The 17762-nt window shown below is 48.5% G+C and carries 15 protein-coding genes; 7 read left to right on the forward strand and 8 right to left on the reverse strand.

The annotated features are described in order from the left end of the window. Positions 1–12: 12 nt before the first annotated feature. On the forward strand, positions 13–384 hold the full coding sequence (locus FSB84_RS09890) for a co-chaperone GroES (RefSeq protein WP_130541717.1): 372 nt from the start codon (positions 13–15) through the stop codon (positions 382–384). A 72-nt stretch (positions 385–456) separates the two neighbouring features. Here the strand turns inward: FSB84_RS09890 and FSB84_RS09895 are convergent, their stop codons facing one another. Further along, on the reverse strand, positions 457–867 hold the full coding sequence (locus FSB84_RS09895; protein WP_130541716.1) for a hypothetical protein: 411 nt from the start codon (positions 865–867) through the stop codon (positions 457–459). A gap of 174 nt (positions 868–1041) precedes the next feature. On the opposite strand from FSB84_RS09895, the gene FSB84_RS09900 reads away from it, so the two are divergent. Then, positions 1042–2604, forward strand: a complete 1563-nt coding sequence (locus FSB84_RS09900; protein WP_130541715.1) for a helicase HerA-like domain-containing protein — start codon at positions 1042–1044, stop codon at positions 2602–2604. Here FSB84_RS09900 and FSB84_RS09905 read toward each other — a convergent pair. Both FSB84_RS09905 and FSB84_RS09910 read right to left on the reverse strand, forming a co-directional pair. Continuing rightward, positions 2601–4508 (reverse strand): RecQ family ATP-dependent DNA helicase, encoded by a 1908-nt coding sequence (locus FSB84_RS09905; RefSeq protein ID WP_130541714.1) that lies wholly within the window; start codon positions 4506–4508, stop codon positions 2601–2603. The genes FSB84_RS09900 and FSB84_RS09905 overlap by 4 nt on opposite strands. Positions 4509–4513: 5 nt before the next feature. Further along, positions 4514–6637: a heavy metal translocating P-type ATPase gene (locus FSB84_RS09910; RefSeq protein ID WP_130541713.1), complete on the reverse strand. Its 2124-nt coding sequence runs from the start codon at positions 6635–6637 to the stop codon at positions 4514–4516. A 121-nt stretch (positions 6638–6758) separates the two neighbouring features. Here FSB84_RS09910 and tsaE point away from each other — a divergent pair, with 121 nt between their 5' ends. Together tsaE and FSB84_RS09920 are read left to right on the forward strand one after the other, a co-directional pair. After that, complete coding sequence (gene tsaE, locus FSB84_RS09915; RefSeq protein WP_130541712.1) at positions 6759–7172, forward strand: tRNA (adenosine(37)-N6)-threonylcarbamoyltransferase complex ATPase subunit type 1 TsaE; 414 nt, start codon at positions 6759–6761, stop codon at positions 7170–7172. A 38-nt stretch (positions 7173–7210) separates the two neighbouring features. Then, on the forward strand, positions 7211–8425 hold the full coding sequence (locus tag FSB84_RS09920) for an alanine dehydrogenase (RefSeq protein WP_127133192.1): 1215 nt from the start codon (positions 7211–7213) through the stop codon (positions 8423–8425). Between the two features lie 672 nt (positions 8426–9097). Here the strand turns inward: FSB84_RS09920 and FSB84_RS09925 are convergent. The 5 genes from FSB84_RS09925 to FSB84_RS09945 all read right to left on the reverse strand — a co-directional run bounded on the left by FSB84_RS09925 (position 9098) and on the right by FSB84_RS09945 (position 14804). Beyond that, on the reverse strand, positions 9098–9760 hold the full coding sequence (locus FSB84_RS09925) for an ABC transporter ATP-binding protein (RefSeq protein ID WP_130541711.1): 663 nt from the start codon (positions 9758–9760) through the stop codon (positions 9098–9100). Beyond that, positions 9741–10634, reverse strand: a complete 894-nt coding sequence (lpxA, locus tag FSB84_RS09930) for an acyl-ACP--UDP-N-acetylglucosamine O-acyltransferase (protein ID WP_225980035.1) — start codon at positions 10632–10634, stop codon at positions 9741–9743. The genes FSB84_RS09925 and lpxA overlap by 20 nt, the downstream gene beginning before the upstream one ends. Positions 10635–10784: 150 nt before the next feature. Next, positions 10785–12191, reverse strand: a complete 1407-nt coding sequence (locus FSB84_RS09935) for a bifunctional UDP-3-O-[3-hydroxymyristoyl] N-acetylglucosamine deacetylase/3-hydroxyacyl-ACP dehydratase (protein WP_130541710.1) — start codon at positions 12189–12191, stop codon at positions 10785–10787. A gap of 299 nt (positions 12192–12490) precedes the next feature. Then, entirely contained in the window at positions 12491–13537 is a 1047-nt protein-coding gene (gene lpxD, locus FSB84_RS09940) for a UDP-3-O-(3-hydroxymyristoyl)glucosamine N-acyltransferase (RefSeq protein ID WP_130541709.1), read from the reverse strand. Between the two features lie 49 nt (positions 13538–13586). Further along, the gene (locus FSB84_RS09945) at positions 13587–14804 is read right to left on the reverse strand and encodes an HD domain-containing protein (protein WP_130541708.1); all 1218 of its coding nucleotides are present in this window, start codon (positions 14802–14804) and stop codon (positions 13587–13589) included. 115 nt (positions 14805–14919) lie between these two features. Between FSB84_RS09945 and porX the strand changes: the two genes are divergently transcribed. The 3 genes from porX to FSB84_RS09960 all read left to right on the forward strand — a co-directional run bounded on the left by porX (position 14920) and on the right by FSB84_RS09960 (position 17668). Next, positions 14920–16476, forward strand: coding sequence for a T9SS response regulator signal transducer PorX (gene porX / locus FSB84_RS09950; protein ID WP_130541707.1), 1557 nt, complete (start codon positions 14920–14922; stop codon positions 16474–16476). A 97-nt stretch (positions 16477–16573) separates the two neighbouring features. Continuing rightward, positions 16574–16864 carry a hypothetical protein gene (locus tag FSB84_RS09955; protein WP_130541706.1) on the forward strand — a complete coding sequence of 97 codons (291 nt, stop codon included), beginning with the start codon at positions 16574–16576 and terminating at the stop codon, positions 16862–16864. A 9-nt stretch (positions 16865–16873) separates the two neighbouring features. Then, complete coding sequence (locus FSB84_RS09960) at positions 16874–17668, forward strand: MBL fold metallo-hydrolase (RefSeq protein WP_130541705.1); 795 nt, start codon at positions 16874–16876, stop codon at positions 17666–17668. Positions 17669–17762: the final 94 nt, after the last annotated feature.

Below are 17762 nucleotides of genomic sequence, written 5' to 3' on the forward strand. Positions count from 1 at the left end.
TAATCAAGGGTTATGAGACTTACAACAGAGAATACGTTCAAAAAACTGATAGTGATCGGAGACCGGGTACTGATCCGCCCGGCCAAGCCGGATGAGCGCACTGCCAGTGGATTGTACCTGCCTCCGGGTGTTCAGGAAAAAGAAAAAGTGCAACAGGGTTATGTGATCAAAACAGGTCCGGGATATGCCATTCCCATGCCTGTGGAAGATGAGGCCTGGAAGGGTACGGAAGACCAGGTCCGTTATGTGCCCCTGCAGGCAAAGGAAGGTGATCTGGCCATATTTTTACTGAGTGGGGCAACCGAAGTGTTGTACGAAAATGAAAAGTACTATATCGTTCCCCAAAGCGCCATCCTGATGCTGGAAAGGGAAGAGGATCTTTAGGAAAATTGGAATAAACGAAAACAGGGCTGCTCCGAAAGAATAGCCCTGTTTGCATTTATGGGAATATTGTTGTTACTCACGGCTGATCTTGAAACTGCCGGCATCGTTGTGCTCATCGCTGCTGACCTTGAACCTGCCATTATCCATTTTTGTATTATTCTCTGTGAGTGTGGCAGTGGAAGTAACTGTTTCCAGCCCTTTCTCGAATTTGAATTCCAGTTCGTCCGAATCATCGGCCTTGCCCCAGGTGCCATGGAATGTGAACTTATCGCCAGGCGCATCCACCGGAACAAAGATCAATTCCACCTCGTGGTTCTCTTTGAACAGTACAGTCAGGGGTTTGAAATCCCTTTCATGCATCCTTGCCTCTCCACGCCATTCGGTATTGGCCAGGTTAAAAGGCTCTTTATCTTCACTGCTCTTTTTACAGCTGCCCAGGGTTATCACAAGGGCCATGATTGCCAGTAACACACGCGGTTTCATGGGAATGAGTTGATATGGTTTGTACTGTTTAAGGGCTGACTCCTCTAACGGAATAATCGCTGCATCCGTATGGAAATAAACGGGATCCATCGATGTTCCTTCATAAAGTTACAATAAACGGACCGTATCTGATTCCGCTCATTTTCAGTACCTTCCCCACTTCAAAATTTGATTATGGCTGACCAGACTGCTTTCCTTCAGTTGATAAAAGACGGTTATACTTTCAAAGGTGAATCCTTCCGTATCGGCGCTGCCATTCTGGATGGCAATGTACTCACGGGTTCGGATATCTTCCTGCCGCTCAAGACGATGAACCGCCACGGTCTCATTGCCGGGGCTACCGGTACCGGTAAAACGAAAACACTCCAGGTGCTGGCCGAAGGCCTCTCGGATGCCAGTGTACCTGTGTTGCTGATGGATATCAAGGGTGATCTCAGCGGCATTGCGCAGCCGGGCGTGGAAAACGACAAGATCAAAGAACGGATGGTGAAGATTGGTGGAACCTACACGCCATCCGGGTATCCGGTGGAGCTGATGACACTTAGTAACGAGAAAGGTGTCCGCCTCCGCGCTACCGTTACCGAATTCGGTCCCATCCTCCTCAGCAAGATCCTCGATCTCAACGATACGCAACAGGGCCTCGTGGCCATGATCTTCAAATATTGCGACGATAATAAAATGCCTTTGCTGGACCTGAAGGACTTTACTAAAGTTCTGCAGTACGTCAGCAATGAAGGCAAGGCCGATATCGAAAAGGATTATGGTAAGATCGCTACCACCAGCACAGGCACTATCCTGCGTAAAGTGATCGAGCTGCAGCAACAGGGCGCCGACGTATTCTTCGGAGAACCTTCCTTTGAAGTGGACGATCTCATGCGCATCAGCGACGATGGCCGCGGCATGATCAGCATCCTCCGTGTAACGGATATGCAGAACCGCCCAAAGCTGTTCAGCACCTTCATGCTGCAGATGCTGGCCGAACTTTATGCCACGCTCCCGGAAGCCGGTGACCTGGACAAACCCAAAATGGTGATGTTCATAGATGAGGCCCACCTGGTATTCCAGGAAGCCACAGAAGCATTGCTGCAACAGATCGAGACGGTGATCAAACTCATCCGCTCCAAGGGCGTGGGTATTTTCTTCTGTACACAAAATCCGCAGGACGTACCTGCCAGCGTGCTGAGCCAGCTCGGTCTGAAAGTACAACACGCCCTGCGCGCCTTCACCGCTGCCGATCGCAAGACCATCAGGCAGGCAGCACAGAACTATCCCGAAACAGAATTCTATAAAACGGAAGACCTGCTCACGCAGCTTGGTATCGGCGAAGCGCTGGTAACGATGTTGAACGAAAAAGGAATTCCCACTCCGTTGGTGCATGCCATGCTGGTTTCTCCCCGCAGCCGCATGGATGTGCTGAGCGATACCGAAATAGACAGTATCATTTCAAAATCCAAACTCGTAAAGAAATACGCAGAAACGGAGGATACGGAGAGCGCTTACGAGATCCTCAATGCCAAGATCGAAGAAGCTACAAAGAAATCCGAAGCAGAATCCGAAGAGAAAGCTTCAAAGAAGAAAACTGTAAAAGAGGAAAAATCTACTTTGGAAAAAATGATGGATAGCTCTGTTGGCCGCCAGGTAGGCAGAACTGTTGCCAATACATTAACAAGAACCTTGCTGGGCGCACTCGGCCTGGGAGGCAGAAGTACCAAAAAGAAAAGCAGTGGCTGGTTCTAACACCGGTCACTGATCTCCCCCTTCGCATTCACATTTATCTTTTCTTCCGACTGGAGAAAGGCGATGGCTTCACGGAGCTTATGCTTCTGGATGCCCGGCAGCGCCGCCATAAGTTGTTCCGGAGTGCTGGAACGCTGCCTGATCACTACGCGGATCTGCTGGTGGATCTGTGATAGCTCCTCTGCAGTCAGCGGTTGTTTTTGTTTATCGAGACAAATATCGCAAACACCACAAACGTCTGCTTCCCTGTCTCCGAAGTATTGAGCGATCTGCTGACTGCGGCATTGTTTTCTTTCTTCTATGTAATGGAGTAAAGTATCGAGGCGGGCTTCGAAAAGCTGTTTCCTTTTATTGAATTGTACCATATCGATGCGCAGCTCTTCCGTTCTCACGCGATTGAGGCGGAGATAGAGTTGTGGCGTATCTTTCTGTGGCATGTATTCAATGATCGCATAACCATGCAGTTTGCGTAATTGCAGTTTTACCGTTTCCACATCACTGCGCATGAGGTATGCGATGTTCTTTTCCGAGATGGGAACAGGCTGATCAAAAATGCCTTCGTATGTGCGTAACAGTGTTTTGATCAGTGGTTCCAGGTCTGCATGCATCTCCTCGAAATCATAGAGCCAGTCTTTATTGGTGATGAATCCAACCGAAGCGGGAATGAACACCTGTTCATTGTAATTCATCCATCCTTCCTGTTCCATTGCTTTCAACGCATAAGTGGCGAGCCTTGGCTCCGGATGGAATTTGGCGATGAGGTCGTTCAATTCAAAATCATAATAGGCGCCACCTCCAAGGCCGGTGGGCACCTGGATATAATTCATCACATCGGTATAGATCTTTTTGATGTCTTCCGACCTGGGAAAGCGGATGCCCGGCAGTGCGCGCAGCTCTTCCGGATCGGTATGATCATACAGCAGTACGGCATAGGATTTTTTTCCGTCGCGGCCTGCACGGCCTGCTTCCTGGTAATAATTCTCCATGCAGTCGGGAGGATCTGCGTGTACTACGAGACGTACATCGGGCTTATCGATCCCCATGCCGAAGGCATTGGTGCAAACGATAGTGCGGATATCGTTGCGGATCCAGGCTTCCTGCCGGCGGTTACGTTCTTCGCGGGTAAGGCCCGCGTGATAACAATCGGCCTGAATGCCGTATACATTTAGCTGGTCGCTGATCTGTTTGGTGCGTTTGCGGCTGCGGCAATACACGATGCTGCTGCCAGGCACTTTTTCCAGGATATCGCGGAGCTTGCTGAGTTTGCTGTCTACATTGAAAACACTGTAACTCAGGTTGGGGCGGGCAAAGGAAGTCCTGAAAATATTTCTGCCGATGAAATCGAGCCTGGCACAGATATCTTCCTGTACTTCCGGAGTAGCCGACGCCGTTAGTGCGAGTATGGGCACATCGCCCACTTCATCGCGCAGCGCAGCGATCTTCAGGTAAGATGGACGAAAATCATAACCCCATTGGGAGATACAGTGTGCTTCATCCACTGCAATGAGACAAAGATTGAGACCGGGCAGGTATTCGCGGAAGAGCGTTGTTTCCAGCCGTTCCGGCGATACGTATAAGAATTTGCAATTGCTTTCGGTGGCTACCTTCAGGATATTGATCACGTCTTTGCGCGTCATGCCTGAATCGATGGCATAAGCCGTGATCCCTTTCTTGCGAAGGTTCTCCACCTGGTCCTTCATCAATGCGATGAGGGGGCTGATCACAAGGCATAATCCATCCTGCGCGAGTGCGGGGATCTGAAAGCACAATGATTTTCCGCCGCCGGTGGGGAGGATGGCCAGTGTGTCTTCACGATCGAGCACGGCATTGATGATGTCTTCCTGCATGGGGCGGAAGGCATCGTGCTTAAAATATTCTTTCAGTAATGAATGGATATAGGCCATAATGATTACACCACCTTCTTTACGAAAAGGCGACCGGAGTTGATAGCGAGCACTACATCGCTCAATCCCATCACCAATGCTCCAAAGGTAGGGGTGAGCAGGCCAAAAGCGGCCACGGGTATCGCAACAATATTGTAAGCGAAGGCCCAGAACAGGTTCTGGCGGATAGTCATGTAGGTATGCCTTCCCAGTCCGAGTGATAGGGGCAGGTTTTTGATGCCATTGTCCATCAGCACCACGTCGGCGGTTTGCATGGCCACCTGGGATGCATCGCTGAGTGAAATACCTACTGTGGCTTTCGCGAGCGCCGGTGCATCGTTGATGCCATCGCCCACCATGGCTGTGGGCCCTTTGAGGGTGAGGTCTTCCACCACACCGAGTTTTTCCTGCGGGGTTTGTTCTGCAATCACTTCATCGATGCCGAGGAAATCCGCCAGCTGCCTGCATTTATCGTAGCGGTCGCCACTGAGCAGGATGGTACGGATATTCTTATGACGAAGGTATTGCACTACTGTCATGGCTTCCGGGCGTACTTCATCCTTCACATCGATCCATCCCACCAGTACATCGTTCTTAACGATGTACACATTGTGAGCAGCATCGCTGGTGAGGCCCTGTGCAATTTTGTAAGAACCGGCCTGCCAGGTATCACCCTCTTTGGTGCGGCCTTTCATGCCGAGACCTTTCACTTCTTCAATTTTCTCCCAGCGGATCACCTGGCTTTGTTTCCATTCCCTGGCGATACATTGTGCGATGGGGTGATTGGAATATTTTTCGAGGGAGAAGACGATCTGTTTGAACTCCTCATCGCTGATGGCATTGCTTGTTTTTTCGAACGCTGCAATCACGAAATCACCGGTGGTAAGCGTTCCTGTTTTATCGAAAACCACTTGTTGGATATTTCTGAATAGTTCCAGGCTTTTGGCATTACGGAAGAGAACGCCGCTGCGCGCCGCACGTCCGAGTCCAACTGCAATAGCGGCTGGCGTTGCCAGTCCCATAGCGCATGGGCAGGCGATCACCAGTACTGCGATACTTCGCATGAGCGAGGCCGTGAAATCCTGCAGGATGATCCAGTTGGCAATGAGCGTCACCGCTGCGATGCCGAGTACGATGGGAACGAAGATGGCGCTGATCTTATCGGCCATTTGTTGTACAGGCGGTTTCTCTCCCTGAGCACGTTTCACCAGGTCTATGATATTGGAGAGAACAGAATTTTTGGCTTCGGCGGTCACATAGGCTTTCACTGTTCCGTCTACCAGCAGGCTGCCGCCAATGAGATGCTCTTTTGGTTTTTTGACGATGGGCATGCTTTCTCCGGTGATGATGCTTTCATTCACGGTAGCATCGCCCCAGAGGATCTTGCAGTCGGCAGGCACTTGTTCTCCATTTTTGATCAGGAGGATATCGCCTACTCGGAGGGTTGTGTTCTCCACGGGGAAAACATGTTCCTGGTGCTGATCATCGTAAGCGATCATATTGGCCATCACTTTCTGTGAGCGGGCCAGTTTGTTGAGGGATTTTTGTGTGCTCTGAATGCTGGCATCTTCCATCCAGTTGCCAAGGAACACAAGTGTGATCACCGATGCGGCGGTTTCAAAGAAGAGGTATCCTTCTCCCAGTCCGAGCAATGCTCCGGCAAGACTGTACACATATGCAGCTGTAGCGCCGATGGCAATGAGTACATTCATATTGGGCATTCCATTGCGGATGCTTTTGATGGCGCTCTTTCCAAAGAAGTCCATACCCACGATGTATACGGGAGTGGCCAGTGCCATTTGGATCCAGGGATTCATCAGCCAGTGGATATGTATCCACCGGTCAAACATATGCAGCAGGAGGGGGAGTGTAAAGATGATACAGAAAAGAAAGCGTTCTTGATGGTTTTTGAGGAACCTCTTCTTATTTGTATTGAGTTGCGCATCGCCTGCGTCTACGGTGTAGCCGAGTGATTCGATGCCTTTGAGGATCTCATCTTTTTTATTTTGTCCATTGATGATGAAGCTGACATCTCCACCTGCCAGGTTCACTTTTACATCCTGTAATCCTTTTTTTTCGAGAAACTGGCGGATCGTCAATACGCAGTTCGAGCAGTCCATCCCATCTACTTTCCAATTCACTGTTTCCATTGCTTAGAGGTTTAAATTGATCAAGCGGTATGCAAATTTACCGAAGAGAGCCGGGAAGGGCCTTATATGATAACCAATAATATCGCTGCACGGTTGCAAATTCAAGGTATATTTGCGTTTTATGCAAGTATCATTTACCCTGGATACCATTCATGAAGCGGCCCGCAAACTTTGGGAAGCAGCTGGCGACCGCAAGGTTTTCGCCTTTCATGGCCCGATGGGAGCCGGGAAAACTACATTTGTTCATGCCCTGTGCGATGTGAAGGAAGTGACCAGTACGGTGGGAAGCCCTACGTTTTCCATCATCAACGAGTATGCCTACCCCGGTGGTCAGCTCTATCATATCGACCTGTACAGGCTGAAGGACGAAGAAGAGGCTATCAGGGCCGGCGTGGAAGATTGCCTTTATTCCGGCAATATCTGCCTGGTGGAGTGGCCGGAAAGGGCGGAAGGGATCTTTCCCGAAAATACCCTGTCCGTACATATTTCCGTAACTGATCCCAGTACCCGCTTCCTTCAGATAAATGAGAAATAAGTATATTTGATATAGCTGCCAATCAGAAAACAATCTTCATGTCTCAGCAACGACCGATCATCAGCACCTCTTTCAGTTACGAAACACTTGAAGAAAAGCTAGATATAAAACCCAAAGGGGCTCAATTGCATATTGGTATTCCTAAGGAGACCGCTTTCCAGGAAAACCGGATTGCACTCACCCCCGATGCGGTAGGCGTACTGATCAGTAATGGTCATGATGTAGTGATCGAGCACAATGCCGGTGAAGCGGCGCATTTCCGTGACCGTGACTATACCGAAGCCGGCGCCCGCATCGTGTACGACAAGGCGGAAGTTTTCAAAGCGCCCATCCTCGTGAAGAGTGCGCCGGTAGTGGAAGAAGATATCCCCTACCTCCAGTTCAACCAGGTGATCATCTCTCCCATCCATCTTTCCGCTATGAAAGCGGAGCTGCTTCAAAAGATGATGGACAAGCGTATCACCGCCATCTCTTTCGAGAATCTGAAAGATGATAGCGATAGTCTTCCCATTGTCCGAAGTATGAGTGAGATTGCAGGAAGTGCCGTGATGCTGATCGCCGGTCAGTACCTCAGTTCCGCCAATCACGGGAAAGGCGTTTTGCTTGGAGGCATCTCCGGTATTCCGCCCACCAAGGTGATCATCCTCGGAGCCGGTATCGTAGGCGAATTTGCCGCCCGCGCGGCCCTCGCACTCGGCGCCTCCGTGAAAGTGTTCGACAGTAGTGTATACCGTCTAAAAAGATTGCAGAACAATATCGGACAGCGTATGTGGACTTCCGTTATAGAGCCACGTATCCTGGCCAAGCAGCTCAAAACCTGCGAAGTGGCTGTAGGTGCGCTCGCTTCCACCACCGGCCGCACACCCGTTGTTGTCACCGAAGAAATGGTCAGCAATATGCGTCCGGGCAGTGTGATCATCGACGTTAGTATCGACCGTGGCGGCTGCTTCGAAACCTCCGAGATCACCAGTCATGAGCATCCCATCTTCATGAAATACGGCGTGATCCATTATTGCGTACCAAACATTCCATCCGGCTTTGCCCGTACCGCCTCACAGGCCATCAGCAATGTACTGATGCCGCTGCTCCTCGAAGCAGGAGAAGAAGGTGGCTTCGAAAATCTTGTATGGCACAAAGTGCATCTTCGTAGCGGCATCTACATCTTCAAAGGCGCACTTACCAATTTCCATCTTAGTCAACGCTTTGATCTGAAGTACACGGACCTGAATTTGCTGATCGCTTCTCAACGTTAAGTTGCTGCGAAGGTTCTGAAAAACGCGTGCTGGAAAACAAACCGGCGCGGGAGAATATTATTTGAGCTGTGGATAGGAGAGATTGGGCTGTGGTGCTAAGCCGGGCTACTTCGCTTATGTTTTCAAGGCCCTCGTTTTTAGAACCTTCGCAGCTATGTCTCCGCATGTGCAGCAGTCTGTGTTTTGCATCCGGCAATTTCAATCGCCACACACTTCTGCGTCTCATATATGAATTTTTGAGTTGCTATTGTCTGCCATTGTTTGGCTTGCTTTTCGGGGAGCTATCTTCGTGTGTGCAGCTTCGGTAGGTTAGCCTTGTTCAGTTACAGCTTTTTAATGCCACGCTCAATCATACTCTTAAGGCAAAAGCAATATCTGTTGCATTTTCTCGGGGGCTTCGAAGTTTTTCCCATTTTCCCCTTTCGCTCATCATTGTAGTTTGAATGATCCGCAATACAACATAGTGTGTGCAGTTCAGGAATTGAATTTTGGTTGCAGCACGTTCCGGTACATGGAGCAAAGGTGGTATGAAAAGTCCGGCCTTGAAAACAAAAGCTCATCGGCCCAATAGCATTACCACCGCCCAATCCATCCAACCCAAAGCCCAAAGAAATCCAACTGCGCTGGTTTGTTTTCCGGCCGGCGTTCATACCCCTTTGCGACAACAAAAAACTAAGACTTATAATCCAAAATACTGATCCTGCTCTCACAAAAGCTGTATTCCTGCGGATCATTGGAACTAACGATGATGAGCCTCCCCCCGCCGTAGGCGCTGATGAGGCGCTGGTAGAGTGCGATGCCTTCGGCATCAAGATTGGTGCAGGGTTCATCCAGCAGCAGGCAGGAAACATTGGAGAAGATGGCCTGGGCCAGTTTCACGCGTTGTTTCATGCCGGAGCTGTAGAAGCGGATCTGTTTGTGAGCGGCTTTGGTGAGACCGACAGTCTCGATGATCTGTGGAATGGTGAGTTGAGAAAGGAAAGGTTTGAATTGCTGGTGGAAATGCAGGAATTCGGTAACGCTCATTTCTTCGATGAGCTCCAGGTAAGGGGCTGCAATAGCGATCTGGCGGAAAGCGTGATCAGTTTCTACCTGATGAGATTTTTTGGTGGGATTGGTTTGTGTTGACTGAATGGCGGGGGCTTCAATGCTATAAGTAGCTTCTCCTTCGGAGAGTGCGATGGCGCCGCCAATGGCTTGCAGCAAAGTGCTTTTGCCTGAACCGTTTGGTCCGGTGATAGCATATGAGTTACCTTCAATAAACTGGTAATCTACTTTACGGAAGATCCATTCGCGGTTGAAGCGCTTGCCTGCATTAGTCAGCGATATCTTCATCAACGCTATTTTTTGACCAGCGTTTAATGATACCGCGTCCGCTCTCGCGAATAAAGGTTACGATCTCATCGCGCTCGTCGGTGGCAGGGAATTCTTCTTCCAGGAATTCGAGGGCCTGGGAAGTGTTCATGCCTTTGTTGTAGATGATGCGATAGATATCGAGCAGGTGATTGATCTTGTCAACGGTGAAGCCTCTGCGCTTGAGACCAACGGAGTTAACGCCGGAATAGCTGAGGGGTTGACGGCCTGCCTTGATGAAGGGAGGGATGTCTTTACCTACCAGTGAACCGCCGCTCACGAAGGAGTGGGCGCCGATCTTTACGAACTGGTGAACTGCGCACATGCCACCGAGGATGGCCCAATCGCCCATTTCAACGTGACCCGCAATCTGGGTGTTGTTGCTCATGATGCAGTTGTTGCCGATCATACAGTCGTGTGCAATATGGCTGTAGGCCATGATCAGGCAATTGCTGCCGACCTTGGTCTTACCTCTGTCATTAGTGCCGCGGTTGATGGTGACGAACTCGCGGATAGTGGTATTGTCGCCGATCTCAACGAGTGTATCTTCGCCGCCAAATTTCAGATCCTGGGGTATTGCCGCGATTACGGCGCCGGGGAAGATCCGGCAATTCTTTCCAATGCGGGCGCCTTCCATGATAGTTACATTACTGCCTATCCAGGTCCCTTCACCAATCTCAACGTTCTGATGGATAACAGTGAAAGGATCAACTTTCACGTTAGTGGCCAGCTTTGCATTGGGATGAATGTACGTATGCGGATGGATCATTTGATTTACGTTCTTAAGTGTAGTTACAGGAAGAGGGTTCATGGTATTGAATTCAGCCCCATCCCCATTGGGGTTTTGGTTTTGCAAACCACTAACAGGGTCTTGCTTTAAAGTTTGGCGTTTGATACTCAATTGATCAGCTAAAAGAGTTAAAGTCGGATTTCAAGCCGACCCGCAAAAATATAACTTATATACAAACGAACTTTTTTATTCTTAGTATACGTGCGGGTTATGTTTTTAACCGCGTTTTACCAATTGCGCCATCAAATCACCTTCGGTGGCGACCTTATTACCTACATATACCGTGCCTCTCATTTCACAGATGCCGCGGCGGATGGGCGACAATAGTTCCATTTTCAGGATCATTGTATCACCCGGAACCACTTTCTGCTTGAATTTCACGCTGTCGATCTTGATAAAATAAGTATCGTATTCGCCGGGAGGCATGGCATTGATAGCAAGGATACCACCGCACTGTGCAAGGGCTTCCACCTGCAATACGCCAGGCATTACCGGGTTATTGGGAAAATGTCCTTTGAAGAACCATTCGTCGAAAGTCACATTCTTCACGCCAACGATCTGCTTGTCAGACAGTTCAATGATCTTGTCCACCAGCAGGAACGGGTGGCGGTGAGGAAGTGTTTTTTCTATTTGTTGCAATGAATAAACCGGGGGTTGATTGGGATCGTACACCGGAATATTCTTCAGTTGCTTGTTCTTCTTAATGTATTGTTTGATCACCCTGGCAAAGTCCACATTGGTGCTGTGTCCCGGCCTGTTGGCAATGATATGCGCCTTGATGGGATAACCGATCAGTGCCAGGTCGCCCACAACATCCAGCAGTTTATGACGGGCAGGCTCATTCGGAAAACGGAGCTCGAGGTTGTTGAGGTAACCTTCGCTCTTCACTTCCATCTTCTTTCTGCCGAAAGCTTTTGCCAGTCTTTCCATCTCATCTTCGGTAACAGGCTTATCCACTACCACGATGGCATTGTTGATGTCGCCGCCTTTGATGAGATTATGTTCCAGCAGCATTTCCAGCTCGTGCAGGAATACGAAAGTGCGGCAGGATGATATCTCGGATTTGAATTCACTCATATGCTTCAGGCCGGCATGCTGGGTTCCCAGTACGGGGCTGTTGAAGTCGATGAGGGTGGTGATCTTATAATCTGTAGCAGGAAGAGCAGTCATTTCCACTCTCTTCTTTTCGTCGTAATGAGAGATGTTCTGGTCGATGAAATACCATTGTTTTGCGGCATCCTGTTCCAGTACACCTGCTTTTTCGATGATCTCCACAAAAGGAGCGGAGCTTCCGTCCATGATGGGGATCTCAGGACCGTTCAGTTCAATCAGGCAGTTGTCTACTCCCATACCTACAAGCGCAGCCAGGATATGCTCTACTGTGCTCACTTTGGCGCCATTGTCTTCCAGGGTGGTACCTCTTGAAGTATCGGTCACCAGGTCGCAGTCGGCTTTGATCACCGGTTGGCCGGGCATATCTACACGTTGAAACTGGAAACCGAAGCCCGGATTAGCGGGTTTCAGGGTCATGTCAACTTTAGAGCCGGTATGCAGGCCCGTGCCTGAAATACTGATCGCCGATCCGAGAGTATGCTGCTTGTCAGGATTGAAGTTCGCGTCCATTCAATTTTTTTAGATGCGCAAAGATACATATCAACGTCTTACTACCTCCCTAAGTTGCATTGATATTTTACGGGTTGGCATCAGGAAAGGGCTGATTGGTGGTGAATCCCGCTATAGCAGTGAGTTTCATACGATTAGAAAAATGTTTAAAAAGTATGAATGGAACTTCGAACGCGATTAGCGGTATGAAATAAAAACTAATATGAACACCACAGGGCAAATCTGGCCGTTTTCAACAAAAAAAGCATGGCTGAATGAACTGCCATGCTCTAAAGAATTTTATGCTAAGCCCGGAACTTTTACACTTTTTCGGCCAGTAATTGTTGTACGAGTTTTTCCAGTTCCTTGATCCTTTTCTCCAGCTCGGGGAGATTGCGGCTCACTGCCTGGGAACGTAAAGCGCTTGTATAATCAAAAGCCGGAGATCCTGTAACGGCTGCATTATTTGTTTTGATGGATTTGCTGACGCCGCTTTGCGCATTGATTCGGGCGCCATCGGCAATGGTGATATGTCCAACTATGCCGGCCTGTCCACCGATCATTACATTGTTGCCGAGCTTGGTGCTTCCACTCACGCCGGCCTGCGCGGCAATCACGGTATTGTTACCTACTTCTACATTGTGCGCGATCTGGATCAGATTGTCGAGTTTAGCGCCAGACCTGATCACAGTAGAACCTATGGTAGCGCGGTCGATAGTGGCATTGGCGCCGATCTCTACAAAATCTTCCACAATCACATTGCCGATCTGCGGCACTTTCTTGAAACTGCCATCAGGTTGCGGAGCAAAGCCGAAACCATCGCTGCCGAGAACAGTACCTGCATGGATGGTTACATTCTTTCCGATCACACAATCGTGATAGATCTTCACGCCGGGATGAACAATGCTATTGTCACCGATAGTGACTTTATTGCCAATATAAGCGTTGGGAAAAATCTTTACGTTATTACCGAGCACCACACCTTCTCCGATATAACAAAAAGCGCCGAGGAAAATATTCTCGCCGAGTTTGGCGGAAGACGCCACGTACACCGGGTCCTGGGTGCCCACCATTTGTTGCGTCATCACTTCCTGGTACTTGGTAAGTAAGGTGGCGAATGCGGTATAAGCATCTTCCACGCGGATCAGTGTACCCTTCACCGGTTCTTTCAGTTCCTGGGATGCGCTGATGATGATGATGGATGCTTCAGTAGAATACAGGAAGTCTTCATATTTAGGGTTGGCAAGAAAGGCAAGCTGACCGGCTTTGGCTTCTTCGATCTTTCCGAAAGAACCAACAGCGGCATTGGGATCGCCTTCCACTTTCCCATTGATGATCATGGCTATTTGTGCTGCGGTGAATTGCATGGTTGTTGAGCTTTTATAAGGGATTTTGCAAGGTACTGGTAATGTTGCTTTACTTCAGATAACAAATGTAATATTTTTTCACAGGGCTCGATAGTGTCTGGCTGATCAGGGCATTGTCTACCTGCGAGATATCCTTCACCGTTCCGTCTTTGAAAAGGATATTGATCTTTTCTTCAACCGGGTTATAGGTGGTATTGACGGCCTCGCCGGTGAAAAGAAGATAATGACAATCTTCTTCCTGTATGCCTTTCAACTGGCAAATCCTGTTCCGCTGTTCTGTAACCCATTGCTGATCGAAAGGTTCAGCCTGCAATTTAACTTTTAATAAACGACGATCGATCAGGCCTTCGCAAAGCGTAGACAACACCGGATCGGGATGGAACATCCAATTCTTGATACTGGCCATCACATCGAAGTCGTCCAGCAAACAAAATTCTGTCAGGTATTTATCGATCGGGGTTTCTTCTTCCTTTGATTGCAAAAACAGGTCAAGCGCTGCAGATGCACCGGGTACAGTTTCTCCTCTTAAGATAAGTTCCCGGGCGCGTTCCAGCACTTTCACCAACATCTTTTCCGCACTCAGTACGGCTTTGTGCAAATAAACCTGCCAATACATGAGCCGGCGGGCTACCAGGAATTTTTCGATGGAGAAGATGCCTTTCTCTTCCACCATCAATTCCCCTTCATGCACCGTGAGCATTTTGAGGATTCGATCATATCCGATCACTCCTTCAGATACGCCGGTAAAGAAACTGTCGCGGCTCAAATAATCCATTCTGTCAACATCCAGTTGTCCGGAAATGAGCTGGTACAGGAATGGCTTATGATATTGATTGGTGAAGATTGAAATAGCGAGATCGAGCTGTCCGTTCATCTCTTTGTTGAGGATGCGGATGATCCGGAGCGAAATGTCTTCATGCTTCACACCCTTTATCAGTACATTTTCCAGGGCATGGGAGAATGGTCCGTGACCCACATCGTGTAATAATATGGCCACTTTGGCTCCCAGTTCTTCTTCGGCACTGATTTCGATACCCTTGTTGCGGAGTTCCTGGAGGGCATTGCACATGAGGTGATAAGCTCCCAGTGAATGATGCAATCTGGTATGCACCGCCCCGGGATATACCAGGTGTGCAAATGCCATCTGGTGGATGCGCCGCAGGCGCTGATAATAAGGATGTGCTATCACCTGGAAAATTACAGGATGATCGATGGTGATGAAGCCATACACGGGATCATTGATGATCTTTCTGACTGGTTGCGCCATTCGCTGCTTGCTATTTTGTTAAAATTGCCCCATAAGACAGTCGGCAAAACTACGGATTAATGATTATCAGTGATAATATGGTATTTTGCTGGAATCAAACCATTAAATCTTTTACATGGCAATTGGAAAAATACTCTGGGTAGATGATGAAATAGAAAGTTTACAATCGCAAATCCTCTTTTTGCAAGGAAAAGGATACGAAGTAAGCGCACTCACCAACGGTTTTGATGCAGTTGACTTTGTAAAAGACAACTACGTGGATGTTGTTTTGCTGGACGAGACCATGCCCGGTATCACCGGCCTGGAAACGCTTGCCAAGATCAAGGAAGTGAATCAGCAGATCCCTGTGGTGATGATCACCAAGAATGAAACAGAAGGCCTGATGGACGATGCCATCGGCAGTCAGATCACAGATTACCTGATCAAGCCCGTGAACCCCAACCAGGTATTGCTCAGTCTGAAAAAGATCATCGACAATAAAAGACTGGTAGCAGAGAAAACAACTTTCGCTTACCAGCAACAGTTCCGCAATCTCTTCATGGCCCTCAACAGCAATCCCGATTACAACGAATGGATGGAGATCTACCGCAAACTTGTTTACTGGGAGCTGGAAATGGAAAAAAGCGATAGCCCCGAGATGCAGGAAGTATTGCAATCACAGAAGAGTGAAGCCAATACCGAGTTCTTCAAATTCGTTTCGAGGAATTATGCCAAATGGGTGAGCCCGCGCAGTGAAGAAGGACCTGTGATGAGCCATACGCTTATGAAATGGAAGGTGCTGCCACACGTGGAAAAAGGCGTACCTACTTTTTTTATCCTGCTGGATAACCTGCGCTTCGACCAGTGGAAAGCCATTCAGCCCATTTTTGCAGAGAGCTTCAGGATACTGGAGGAAGACAGTTTCTACAGTATTCTACCGACTGCCACACAATACGCACGCAACGCCATTTTCAGCGGATTGCTGCCTATCGATATAGAAAAGAATTATCCCCAGCAATGGAAGAATGATGATGATGATGGAGGAAAGAACCTGCATGAAGAAGATTTTATAAGAGGATTTCTGAAAAGGGCGAAAAGAGAAGATATCAAATTCTCTTACACCAAGATCCTGAACAATTCAGCGGGACAGGACCTCGTGAACAATATGCACAACCTGCTGGGGAACGACCTCAATATCATCGTATACAATTTCGTGGATATGCTCAGCCATGCCCGTACGGAAATGGAAGTGCTGAAAGAGCTGGCTGGTGATGAGATCAGCTATCGTTCTGTTACCAAAAGCTGGTTCGAGCATTCACCCCTGCACCAGGCATTGAAGAAGATCGCAGACAAAAAGATCAACCTGGTGCTGGCAACAGATCACGGCAGCGTACAAGTGAAAACGCCTGCCAAAGTGATCGGCGACAAACAAACTACCACCAACCTGCGCTATAAGCACGGCCGCAATCTGCATTATGAGCAAAAAGAAGTATTGGCCTTCCGGGATCCGAAAGAAGCCGGACTGCCAGTGCCTACAGTGAATTCATCGTACATTTTTGCGAAGGAAGACCTGTACCTCTGTTATCCGAACAATTATAATTATTACGTGAACTACTACCGCAATACTTTTCAGCATGGCGGGGTAAGCCTCGAGGAGATGATCGTACCTGTTATCAAAATGACCAGCAAATAAGAATCTCTCCACTGTCTGTGGATAACCTTATCCGGCTGTAATCGGCATCACCGTCACATTTGGCTACCTTTGTAGTGTTCATTTTTGTTGTACAACTATGAAATACACACAAACCTCTTTAGATAAGCTGGAAAACCTGCTGGATGAGCTGGAATACGTGGTCCGGTATGAACGTGGCACATTCCAGAGCGGTTACTGTATCCTGGAACAGAAGAAGGTGGTTGTGCTGAATAAGTTCCTTCAGATGGAAGGCCGTATCAACACCTTAATGGATATTATCCCACAATTGAACGTGAATATAGAGTTCCTTACTCCTGAATCACGGAAAGTGTATGACGATGTGATCCAACGCCAGGAAGCTGCAGACGCAGACAGTAACAGTAAATAAGCCATCCCCTTGAGTTATCCTGCACTTACAATAACATTTCTGGGAACGGGTACCAGTAGTGGTGTGCCGATGATTGCCTGTGATTGCCCGGTTTGTACCTCCAACTACAAAAAAGATAACAGGCTTCGGTCCAGTATTATGGTGCAGTCCGCAACCACTACACTGGTAGTGGATGCAGGTCCGGATTTCCGTTACCAGATGCTCCGCGCCAAAGTGAAACACCTGGATGCAATTTTACTGACGCATTCACATAAAGACCATCTCGGCGGATTGGATGATGTGCGTGCTTTCAATTTCTTTTCCCACCAGCCGATGCAGGTCTACGCTACAGAATTCACACAGGAGGCCATCGTGAGGGAAATCCCTTATGCATTTTATGAGGCCAGGTATCCAGGCCTGCCTGAAGTAAAACTGAATACTATGAATTCCGCCTTCCCCTTCATGGTAGGCGATATTCCCGTAACTCCCATACAAGTCTGGCATTTGAAAATGCCGGTGCTCGGATTCCGCTTCGGAGCTTTCACCTACATCACAGATGCCAATCGCATCGATGAGGAAGAAAAAGAAAAGATAAAAGGAAGCGATGTGCTGGTGCTGAATGCTCTTCGAAAAGAGCAGCATATTTCGCATTTCAGTTTGTCTGAAGCCATTGCCGTATCGCAGGAATTGAGTATCCCTGAAGTTTATCTCACACATCTCAGCCACCAGATGGGCAAACACGAAGATGTAAGTAAAGAACTTCCTGCAGGTGTGATGCTTTCCTATGATGGATTACAATTGCAACTCCCCGGAAAAGAAGATTGATCTAGTACTTTGTTAATGATGTTTCCTGCGCTAACGGTGTGCTTCAACCGCATTATTTCCTTTTGCTTCCGCTAGATTTGATGGCCGAATAAAA

The organism is Pseudobacter ginsenosidimutans (genome assembly GCF_007970185.1).
GTDB classification, from domain to species: domain Bacteria; phylum Bacteroidota; class Bacteroidia; order Chitinophagales; family Chitinophagaceae; genus Pseudobacter; species Pseudobacter ginsenosidimutans.

Coding starts and splice junctions, on each gene's coding strand:
- FSB84_RS09905 (WP_130541714.1), bottom strand. CDS start 4,508: ATGGCCTATATCCATTCATTACTGAAAGAATATTTTAAGCACGATGCC.
- tsaE (WP_130541712.1), top strand. CDS start 6,759: ATGCAAGTATCATTTACCCTGGATACCATTCATGAAGCGGCCCGCAAA.
- FSB84_RS09920 (WP_127133192.1), top strand. CDS start 7,211: ATGTCTCAGCAACGACCGATCATCAGCACCTCTTTCAGTTACGAAACA.
- lpxD (WP_130541709.1), bottom strand. CDS start 13,537: ATGCAATTCACCGCAGCACAAATAGCCATGATCATCAATGGGAAAGTG.
- porX (WP_130541707.1), top strand. CDS start 14,920: ATGGCAATTGGAAAAATACTCTGGGTAGATGATGAAATAGAAAGTTTA.
- FSB84_RS09955 (WP_130541706.1), top strand. CDS start 16,574: ATGAAATACACACAAACCTCTTTAGATAAGCTGGAAAACCTGCTGGAT.
- FSB84_RS09895 (WP_130541716.1), bottom strand. CDS start 867: ATGAAACCGCGTGTGTTACTGGCAATCATGGCCCTTGTGATAACCCTG.
- FSB84_RS09925 (WP_130541711.1), bottom strand. CDS start 9,760: ATGAAGATATCGCTGACTAATGCAGGCAAGCGCTTCAACCGCGAATGG.
- FSB84_RS09900 (WP_130541715.1), top strand. CDS start 1,042: ATGGCTGACCAGACTGCTTTCCTTCAGTTGATAAAAGACGGTTATACT.
- FSB84_RS09945 (WP_130541708.1), bottom strand. CDS start 14,804: ATGGCGCAACCAGTCAGAAAGATCATCAATGATCCCGTGTATGGCTTC.
- FSB84_RS09910 (WP_130541713.1), bottom strand. CDS start 6,637: ATGGAAACAGTGAATTGGAAAGTAGATGGGATGGACTGCTCGAACTGC.
- FSB84_RS09890 (WP_130541717.1), top strand. CDS start 13: ATGAGACTTACAACAGAGAATACGTTCAAAAAACTGATAGTGATCGGA.
- FSB84_RS09935 (WP_130541710.1), bottom strand. CDS start 12,191: ATGGACGCGAACTTCAATCCTGACAAGCAGCATACTCTCGGATCGGCG.